This is a genomic window from Rhodovarius sp. (assembly GCF_040399605.1).
GTDB lineage: Bacteria > Pseudomonadota > Alphaproteobacteria > Acetobacterales > Acetobacteraceae > Rhodovarius > Rhodovarius crocodyli_A.
On sequence record NZ_JBBARU010000099.1, the window covers coordinates 1 to 9,809 of the forward strand.

Annotated in this window: 7 protein-coding genes; 3 read left to right on the forward strand and 4 right to left on the reverse strand. The window is 61.9% G+C overall.

The annotated features are described in order from the left end of the window. Positions 1-1,919: acetate--CoA ligase family protein (locus ABWP84_RS16835; RefSeq protein WP_353213188.1), on the forward strand; the 1,919-nt coding region annotated here is incomplete at its 5' end. Here ABWP84_RS16835 and ABWP84_RS16840 read toward each other — a convergent pair. From ABWP84_RS16840 to ABWP84_RS16850, 3 genes are all read right to left on the reverse strand, one after another. Next, positions 1,822-2,127 (reverse strand): DUF6511 domain-containing protein, encoded by a 306-nt coding sequence (locus tag ABWP84_RS16840; protein ID WP_353213189.1) that lies wholly within the window; start codon positions 2,125-2,127, stop codon positions 1,822-1,824. The two genes, ABWP84_RS16835 and ABWP84_RS16840, sit on opposite strands and share 98 nt — an antisense overlap. Positions 2,128-2,923: 796 nt before the next feature. Then, on the reverse strand, positions 2,924-3,106 hold the full coding sequence (locus ABWP84_RS16845; RefSeq protein ID WP_353213190.1) for a DUF6876 family protein: 183 nt from the start codon (positions 3,104-3,106) through the stop codon (positions 2,924-2,926). A 196-nt stretch (positions 3,107-3,302) separates the two neighbouring features. Then, positions 3,303-4,052, reverse strand: coding sequence for a DUF4239 domain-containing protein (locus ABWP84_RS16850; protein ID WP_353213191.1), 750 nt, complete (start codon positions 4,050-4,052; stop codon positions 3,303-3,305). Between the two features lie 148 nt (positions 4,053-4,200). Between ABWP84_RS16850 and ABWP84_RS16855 the strand changes: the two genes are divergently transcribed. Beyond that, positions 4,201-4,836: a M20/M25/M40 family metallo-hydrolase gene (locus tag ABWP84_RS16855; protein WP_353213192.1), complete on the forward strand. Its 636-nt coding sequence runs from the start codon at positions 4,201-4,203 to the stop codon at positions 4,834-4,836. Between the two features lie 123 nt (positions 4,837-4,959). Beyond that, positions 4,960-5,256: a hypothetical protein gene (locus ABWP84_RS16860; RefSeq protein WP_353213193.1), complete on the forward strand. Its 297-nt coding sequence runs from the start codon at positions 4,960-4,962 to the stop codon at positions 5,254-5,256. A 78-nt stretch (positions 5,257-5,334) separates the two neighbouring features. Here ABWP84_RS16860 and ABWP84_RS16865 read toward each other — a convergent pair whose 3' ends face one another. Next, positions 5,335-9,678, reverse strand: coding sequence for an AAA domain-containing protein (locus ABWP84_RS16865; RefSeq protein WP_353213194.1), 4,344 nt, complete (start codon positions 9,676-9,678; stop codon positions 5,335-5,337). Positions 9,679-9,809: the final 131 nt, after the last annotated feature.

Sequence of the window (9,809 nt, forward strand, 5' to 3'; positions counted from 1 at the left end):
CCAGCGTCCTCGACCTGCCCGCAGTCCCTGACAGCGCGCTGGTCGTGCTGCCGGCGCCGCTGGTGGAGAAGGCGCTGAAGGAGTGCGCCGCCAAGGGCATCCTGCATGTACAGGTGCTGTCCTCCGGCTTCGCGGAGGAAGGCGGTGAGGGCGTCGCCATGCAGGCACGGCTGATGGAGATCGTGCGCGAGAGTGGCATGCGCATCACAGGTCCCAATGCGCTGGGTAGCATCAGCCCGCCGGACGGGTTTTTCGGCACCTTCTCCAGCCTGCTCGCCACAGCGCGGCCGGGGCCGGGCCATGTCGGCGTGGCCACGCAGAGCGGCGCCTATGGTTCGCACATCTACGCAGTCGCGGGGTTCCGCGGCATCGGCATCAGCCGCGCCATCGCGACGGGCAATGAGGCCGATCTCGATGTGGCGGCCTGCATCGACTACCTCGCCGATGATCCAGGCACGCGCGTCATCTGCGCCTCGCTTGAAGGCTGCAAGGATGGTGCGGGGCTGCGGCAAGCTTTGCTGAAGGCGGCGGCCGCGCGCAAGCCGGTGATTATCATGAAGGTCGGCAGCACGGAGGAAGGGGCTGCGGCGGCGGCCACCCACACCGGCTCGCTCGCCGGTGAGGATCGCATCATCGATGCCGTGTTCCGCGAATGCGGCGCCTGGCGCGCCTCCTCCATCGAGGAGATGCTGGACATCGCTTATATTTGCTCCATCGCGCCGCTGCCGCCCTCCGATGGTGTAGGCATTCTGAGTGTCTCGGGCGGGCTTGGCGTGCTGATGGCCGATGCGGCGATCCATGCGGGGCTGAAGGTGCCGCCCATGTCGCCCGATGTGATGGCGCGCATCCTGGAGATCCAGCCCGTCGCGGGCGGGCGCAACCCGATCGACACCACGGCTCAGCTCAACGGCCGCATGCATATCTTCGAGAGCATCAGCCAGGCGATGATGCAGGGCGCCGAATTGGGTTCGATGCTGTTCTACCTCGCGCATCTCGGCCGCAACGTGCCGCGCTTCCCGCCGCTGGAGCAGGCACTGACGGCGCTGCGCCAGGGCTTCCCGGATCGCCTCGTCGTCGCGGTGATGACGCATGTGGATGAGATCCGTCTGAAGCTGGAGGCGGTCGGCATTCCAGTCTTCGAGGATCCGACGCGGGCTGTGCGCGCCGTGGCGGGGGCTGCGCATTTGCGGCGCTTGCAGGCCGCGGCCACCGCAGTGCCCGAGGTGCCGCGCGCGGCGACGCGCCTGACCGGGCCGATCCATGAGGCTGCGGCGAAGGCCCTGCTGGCGGAAGCAGGTGTTCCGGTGCTGCCCGAGCGCGTCTGCACCACGGCCGAGGAGGCGGTGCAGGCGGCGGCTATGCTCGGCTATCCGCTCGTCATGAAGATCCTCTCGCAGGATATTCCCCACAAGACGGAGGTGGGTGGGGTGCTGCTCAACCTTGGCACGGCGGAGGCGGTGGCGGAGGGCTTTGCCGAACTCATGCGGCGTGTGCGTTTGCACAAGCCACAAGCCCGGCTGGAGGGTATTCTCCTCACGCCCATGGTCTCCGGCGGTGTGGAGACCATCATCGGCGTGCAACGGGATCCTGTGTTTGGCCCGGTGGTGATGTTCGGCCTGGGCGGCACCTCGGTGGAGCTGTTCAACGACGTCGCCTTCGCCTCCGCGCCGCTGACGCTTGAGCGCGCCGAGGCGCTGGTCGCCAGTGTCCGAGGCGCGCGCCTGCTGGAGGGCTGGCGCGGGGCGGCCGCGCTGGACCGCGCCGCGCTGGTGGCGGCGCTCTGCGCCATCAGCCGCTTCGCCGTCGCGCATTGGGAGGAGGTCACCGGGGTCGAGGTGAATCCCTTCCTGGTGCAGGCGAAGGGCGGCCAAGCGCTGGATGCTCTGATCGCCCTGGAGGGCGATCAGACACCGCATTGAGGGCCGCTGCTACTCGGGCTGGCAGTTTACGCTGCGCAGCAATTCCGTCGCGCGGTTGATCTCGGTGGCGATTAGCCTCCACAAAGCCGCGCCAATCTGCCGCGGACCACGTAGCCATGTCGGAGCGGCCGACGGCGTCGATGTATTGGCCGGCGATGTCGCCGGCTGCCGTCATGGCGGCGGCTTCCTGGTCATTGGGGTCAACCATGCGACGCTCCGGCCAGAGGCTGAGACAGAGGGGAGAACAACTGGGCGCGGTCCAGTGCACCCGGAGCGAGCGCGCTGGATGCCAACACAGCCAGTGCCTGGCAGGGCGCGAGCAGGTTCGGCATTTCACGAGTCCTGCTGCTTCCTAGCCGCCGCTTCGGCCTTCTTGCGCTCACGCCAACGTCGGCACGCCTCGCGCGCCTTCTCGGGGTCCGCACTACGCCGCGTGCGCTCCTGCTCGCGTACCTTCTCTCTGTTCGCGGCCTTCCAGCGGTTATTCATCTCTCGCGCCCTCGCCGGGTCTGCCTCGCGTTTCAGTGCCGTTGCCGCGATGACCTTCTCCGGGTTCGCAGCTCGCCAGCGGCGGCACGCCTCGTTCGCCTTCTGCTGATTGGTCGCATAGCGCGCGCGGTTCCGTTCCCGCGCCTTCTCTGGGTTCGCCGCGTATTTTTGCCGCGCCCATTCGCGCTGCCGCGCCCTCCTACGCTCTGCCCTCTCATCCAGCGTCTGCGGATGCGTCGGTGCGACTGGCGGTGGGAGCGTCTTCCATGGAGGTGGGCGACGCAGGCGGCGAGACGCTTGGCGATGCTGAGGCGGGCTTCGATCTCGCGCAGCGCCACTACGCCGCTGTCTGACTAGAGCTTGCCGCAGACCGGAGATAGGCCGGGGAGTGCGGAGAGTAGATTCAATCTTGGCGGACATGGCGTCTGAGATCTATAGGGTTGAGGTCTCGCAACCAAATCCTATTGCCGATCAATCGTTGCGCCATGTCAGCTAACCTTGATGAATAATCCGGGTTAGTATTCCGCGGGAAGCATGGCCATCATATGCTCTCCCTGGCCGATCATCAACAGCGTGATCTCTGCCAAGGTGAAATCGGTGTAGTTCATCTCCTGCTGCACCATGAGTGTGTTTGTGTTGCCATCCTGCATTACGACCATTAAGTCGTTGTCAGAGAAGCTACCGGGCAGAGCCAGCACTCATGTAACATACTTTGCCTCCGCCACACGCGGTATGACCAAAAGGGCACCCGTCTTGCAATGCGCATGCAGTTTTGACGTATTCGCGAACCATGTAGATCGCTCACTTACGAAGGTTCTACTGATTCACATTGTGTTGCCAGACTCCAAATAACATTCCATACTCGCTAAGTGGCAATTATTTGCGCCTTTGACACTACCGATTTGATTGCATCATCTGTTCATATCCAAGGCGGATAGAATCACTGGCAACACTGAATTCACCTCGGAATGGATAATCCATGAGTGAAATTAAACACACAAGCGTAGCCATTGTTGTTGATAGAATGGTAACACCAGATACTTGCATAACAATGGAAACATTAAACATTAATAGCAATGTAAGACTAATAAACCAGCCCATAAAAAGCGTAAACCAAAAGAAATTAGGAATATTCGCAAAGGCGCTAAAAATCCGAAGCCTGCGAGCTAACACAAACTCGGTGAAATTACTCAAAGTCTGTGCATGCATTAGCTCTTGGCCGGTTGTCTGAGGCTCAAAGCTACCAAGTACCTGATTGATAGAGGCGACCCGACCCGCGCCCGCCGTAAGATCGTTACCTTTTCGTATTGCTGGTAACTCCTCTTCCACAACATGCCGGACATATTCACGCAGTACGGCCTGCAATTCTGCTCTCATGGGTTCCGGATACAATGAAAAATTACGGTACAAAATAGTTATGAACGCTGCTTCCTTTGTTATTGCGTCTTGAGCAGAAGTTTGATTTTGATGGCTTGAAATAGCCAATGAACCAATCATTATCCCAAAAATAATGCCCACATAACTGAGTATGGGATCCAATATATTGTTGCGGTCTGTGTCTAATCTTAACAAATAATTCAATGCAGTACGAAATAAAATCACACAAAAAATACCCGAACCAACAAAAAAATTAAAAATATACAATAAGTAATCCAGATTGGAAAATCATGAACCCATGAAAGCATTAAATAACCTCCATTTTATTTTGATGTCATAACGGGCGGGATTAGATCAGATTTTGGTGAAATTTCAAGAGGCGGTTTTGTACATTTCGCGAAAACAAGGCTGTTGCTTGACCGACGCGCTGCGCACGGAATGCGCATCGCTGCCGCTCGACGAGGCCGCCTGGTACACGGAGTTTCGCGCAAGTCCGTTCGGAGACCACGCATACACGGTTCGGGAGCGCACCACGCTCCGCCCGACGGTCGAGGTGAACGGGATGTGGGGCGGCTATACGGGGCAGCGCGACAAGACCGTCCCGCCCGCCGAGCGGCATGCCAAGCTCACCATGCGCCTCGTCCCCGGCCAGGATCCGGCGGCAGCGCAGGCGGCAGTCAAGGCGCATCTCGAGCGCCACGCCCCGCCCGGCGTGACGCTGGAGTTCAGCTATAGGCCGGGCGGCACCCGCGCCTATACGCTGAGCGCGGACCATCCGCTGCGTGCCGCGGCGGCGGCCGTGCTGCGCCGGGAAAAGGGGGCGGAGCCGGCGGTGATGCGGCTGGGTGGCACGGTGCCGATCACCACGCTGTTTCAGGAGCAGCTGGGCATGGACCGCCTGATGTTTGGCTTGGCCAGCCCTGACGAGGACGCGCACGCCCCGAACGAGTTTTTCCGCCTCTCCTCGCTGGAAGAGGGGCTGCGCCTCTGGCCTTTGTTGTTGACCGAGCTTGCGGGGGTACCGCCTGAAGCCTTCCGGCGCACCGCCTAAACGGCCACCGCGGCATGGGTTCCGGGTCAAGCAGGCTCGCCGGCGAACTCAATCAGCCCGCGGAAGCGCCGTCACGGCCCGATACCGCTGACCATACGGCGCCGGCCAGGCAGGAAGACCGCGGTGACACCGATGTTGGACGGCGTCACGCCGCTCCCGAAGCACGCCGACCCGGCGCTGGTGAAGGCACTGGCGCGCGCGCACCGGTACCAGCGCATGCTGGATCAGGGGCGCTACGCGTCCATCACCGAGATGGCAGACGCGGCGCGAATCGAGCGGGGCTACCTGGGCAGCCTGTTGCGGCTGACGCCGCTGGTACCAAAGCTCGTCGAGGCTATCCTCGATGGGCAGCAGCCTGAGGGTGTGACGCTGCCGGGGCTGATGGACGGATTTGACATAGTTTGGCCGCTTAAGCATTAGTTGGACTGAAGCTATCATCGAATAGCGCTAAATGCAGTAGGGCCGCGATGGTCGGCCCGTCCTTTACACGCGTCGCTGTCATGCTGCGCGTTCGATGCTCTCAACAATAACTGTCCTTGTGAGGCCGTCGATTACTACCTCCGTTTCGTCTTCAGCTCGCAAGCCCATAATGGCCTCGCCAAGTGGGGACGTCGGTGCGATGCGGTCTCGCCCGTTGGCGGTTCCGTCTGCGACGATATGGAGCTTGAGTGCCCGCGCCTTTCCATCGCCATAGCGGATAGAAACCGAATCCCCTGCACTGACGCGGACATCTTGGGCGTGCCCTGACATCGGGGGAAGCGACTCGCTCGCGCTCTCGAAAAGCGTCCCCTGTTGAGAAGGGAGGCTTGCTGGCTCGCGGTCTTCCGTCAGCTTTAGACCATGCCTAACAGTTCGGAATTCGACGGGCAGCACATCACCCGCGGTTGACATTCCAATTGGGGAGATACCCCTCGCCTTGAGTGTTGTGACCAAGTCGCTAAAAATCGAATCCTTGGCACTTTCCCATTCCGACGCCCAGCAGCGCCAGAATGTCCAGCCGACCCGCTCCAGCGCCTTTTGACGCTTAACGTCATGTGCCCAGCGCTCGGGCCCATGAAAAGAATCGCCATCAAGCTCGACCGCAAGACGACGATCATTCTCACCTTCCACAACGAAGTCGATGCGATAGCCGCCGGCCGGTACTTGCGCACGAATGCGATATCCGGACTGTAATAGGCGCTGTCCTACGTCTCTCTCAAACTTCGATTCACAGAGTGCGAGGACATCGTTAGGCTGGCCAATCCGTCCGCCGGCCATTGGATCCTGGAAGTGGCGTAGAACTTCCAGCTTGATGTCGCCTTCTTTGAGCATCGACGGCGTCACCGAGCGAACGAGCACCATCCTGTCGCGCGCGCGGGAGAGGGCTACATTGTAACGCTGCTCGTAGAGGCGGCTGGATTGCTTGGAGGCTGTATCGCCATCATGCACCATTGAGAGGAAGATGATGTCGCGTTCCTGCCCCTGGAAAGTAGCAGCATCACCGCACATGATGTGATGGTCGCTCATGGTTTCCGGATCGACCGCGTGAATGAGCCGGTCGTAGATGAGCTTTGCCTGCTTATCAGCGTGTAGAGAAATCACGCCAATGCTGCGCTTCCCCGAGGCATTCATGACGGGATCGGCAATGGCGCGCTTGATTTCTTCGACGATGTATACGGCCTCAGCATCATTCACATCGCCGCGCCGTTTCCCATCCTCGACAAGAACATCGATGAGTGGCGGATCCAGACGTTCGCTCGGCTTCGGTAGTCGGAGCGGCACGAGATGACCGCCGTAGAAGCGGGCTGAGAAGCGGATGATGGGCTCGACACACCGGAAATGCTCCCGAAGGACGATCACCTTGCCCGGGTACATCATCCCCCCGAGCTCGTAGAGTGAGGTTGCCGGATCGATTTGCTCTGCGAGTGGCTGTCCGGTGAGGTAGGTTGTACGCAGCCGGTTCACCACAGCTTCTTCGATCCCAACGGAGACAGGGCTCACTTGGCGATCGTCGCCAACAATGAGCAGCTTCTTGCCGCGAAGCACCACGGGAAGGGCCGAGATGTTCGACTGGCTTGCTTCGTCGATGATGACCAGGTCGAAGCTGCCAAGGTCTGGCGGTAGCTGCTCCGCCACCCGCCATTCAGGCATGATCCAGCAGGGGATCGCTTTGACGGCCTGCTGCAGACTGTCGCGTAGAATTCGCCGCTGGCGCCCGGCGGTTTTCGCGCCTGCTGTCTTCGGCAATCGGGTCAATGCAGACAAGAATTTCCGAAGCGCAGCCTGTACATTTTCAGTCAATCGGTTGCGCAGCCCGAGATAGGTCATCAGTTCGATCGCATCTAGAAAGCGCCTCTCCCGGCTTGCTACCAGCTCTGCGCGTTCAGTTGTCAGTGCTTGCACTTTCTCTCGGTTGGCAACTCGGGCGAGGAAGCCCTTCGCACGCGCGTGATCCCATGTATCCTGCCAATCAACCGGCAACACTTCGTCTGGCTCGCTAGCAACTTGTCGCTGAATTTGCTCGGCCCAGGCAGCCGCCCCGCTGGCGCGGACGAAGCGTGCCAGGGCAGCAAGCCGCTGGAGGTCATCTCGCAGCTTGCCGACCCGGTCCGCTTCGCGCTGCACATCCCGCCAAAGGTCGGCCGCCTCAGCGTCAGAGAGGCCAACCGCCCCCAGCCCGTCGGCGACTTGCTGAAGCGCCTCACCGATCTGGCCCCCGATGAGAAGCCCATCTTCGCGAAGGCGATCGCGCAGGCTCTCGGCTGCCAAAAGATCGGCGTCACCGAGATTCGCCCGCAACGCGGGGATGGCAACTGAGATGTCGATACGGATGATGACGGCATCAATGTCGAGGCCGTATGGGAAAAGCGCCTGGAGCCGAGCAGACCGCGCCTGCGCATCGGCGGCCAAAGCGAGCATTTCCGCCAGGAGCTTGCCAAGTTGTCCCAGAGCATCCCGCGATGCCGTTTGCTCTTCAGGCAGCCGAGTAAGGCTGTGTTGCGCTGCAAGCGCATTCCAGCGCGCGACGAAACCGCGGACCTCGCGGCGCCAGCCGTGCAGTTCCGCAAGCTTCGACCATGCCACTGCGTCCCGAGGCGGCTCAGCGGCAATCCGCGAGGCTTTAACTGCATCCTTGATCGGATTGCTGCCAAATCCCTTGAAGAAGCCGAAGGCCGGCCTGCCTGCCGCCAGGTTCGCCAATGCCTCGCCCAACCGGTCCCCTTCGGAGATTTCTGGCAGTTCCAGTGCATGCGGCGCCAGCGCCTCTCCCCGCTGCGCAAGGCGTGCCGCCTCGTCGAGCATTGGCCGGAGAGCGTCCGCCGAAAATCGGTGCTGATGCCGACCACCGGCGAGCGCGCCCCATGCCTCGCGCATCCATTCGTAGGCGCCCGTGGAGTCGTGCCAAGCGACCAGGCGTTCCAGCCATGCGAGCAACACCGCCGGCTCACCCGCGTGGGCGGCAGTTAGATCAGGCCGTGGAAGACTTCCGTCGCGTTCGCGCTGCCGGCGCTCTCCCGCTTCTCGGAGCGTCCGGTGGGCTGCGACCAAAGCGCCGAGTGGCGGGAGGCCATCTGATCCCGATGGAAGGTGGCCTGCCCCATAGGCAATATCAGCTCCGAGGCGACGGCGTAGCGATCGGACTTCGGAGATCTCCGCTTCGCCGAACTTCGGCGCATGATTGGCCGCGAGATCGAGGCTGTCGGGGAACCAGGAGTGCTTAGTCCCCTGTTGGGCCACCCAGGCCGCGATATCCTGGGGCAGCGCCTCCGTGCCACGCCACGGCACTCGGTCAAGGTTCGCCCGTGCGATCTGCTCGAGCTCTATGTCAATCTCGGCGACACGCCCATCTTCGCGGCGGATCACCCGCAGCAACTCCTCAGCGCGCTGCCTGGCCTCGCGAGGATTGATCGACTGCGCCCGCTCGGCCAAGGCCGACACGGCTTCTTCCAGTTGACGAGCACCCTCCCGGTCGCTGTGTGTCACGGCGATGGTGAGGTCACGCAAGCCCGGCGGTAGCTTGTCCCGGATGGCACTCAACGCCTCCGCCGTATGAGCAGACACGAGCACGCGCTGCCCGGTCGCCATTGCGTGGCCGATAATGTTCGCGATGGTATGGGTCTTGCCGGTGCCCGGTGGACCCTGCACGACGACGCCGAAAACATCCTTGTCCTGCAGTCGCCGCGCGATCTCCTCCTGCTCCTCATTGGCGGGCAGCGGAAAGAACAGCCAGTCCTTCGCTTTCGGGGCTGCAACGTCGCCGCCGCCACTGCCTGACCAAGTCCCGGTGCCGGAACCTCCCGCGAGCCCATCCAGTGTGCTCAGATTGAAGGGGGCGGCGTCTTCAGGCGCCACGTCAGGTGGCGGCAGAACGAAGCGGCGAGCCGTCTCCGGTAGTTCCTTGCCTTCCGTCGAGAGGGCGTCGATCTGCCGCCGGATGTCGTCACGCAGGATGTCCTCGCGGCGTGTCCGTACGATGATGCAAAACCCCTGTCCGATCCGAAGAGCCTCCCCGGCCGGGCCGAGTTCTTCATTGGGCGGCAAAACGGTTCCGCTGGCATCGAGGCGCGCTGCGCAGGTCTCGAGGACACCGAGGAAGCTGGCTGGCTGAAATGGGCTGAACGCGAGGTCTGGATCCTTGGAAATACGATCCAGTCGCGCCGTCATTTCGCGCTGCAAATCTGCTGCACCTGGAATGCTGAGGTCCAGAAATGCGCGAAGCGCGCTCGTAGTGGGCACGCCACGGGCAAGGATCGAGAGGTTGCCGTTGGTCTCGTCCAGCTCGAACTCGGCCCGCTGTTCGATCAGCGGTAGATTGATGCGGCGCCCGCCATGCTGCCAGCGCGCCAGGCCGATTCCGACCACCAACTCCAAACCGCCTTCGCCACCAGCGGCAGCTATCTGGGCCTGTGCCTTGTATAGCGCGCTGTAGAGTTCAATCGTGAACCGCCCCGGGTTTGTCGGAGGCCTCAACTCTTGAGAGGCTCTACCGATGA

What these genes read in the sequence shown, in the direction of transcription:
- ABWP84_RS16840 (WP_353213189.1), bottom strand. Translation starts at nt 2,127, where the DNA reads ATGGTTGACCCCAATGACCAGGAAGCCGCCGCCATGACGGCAGCCGGC.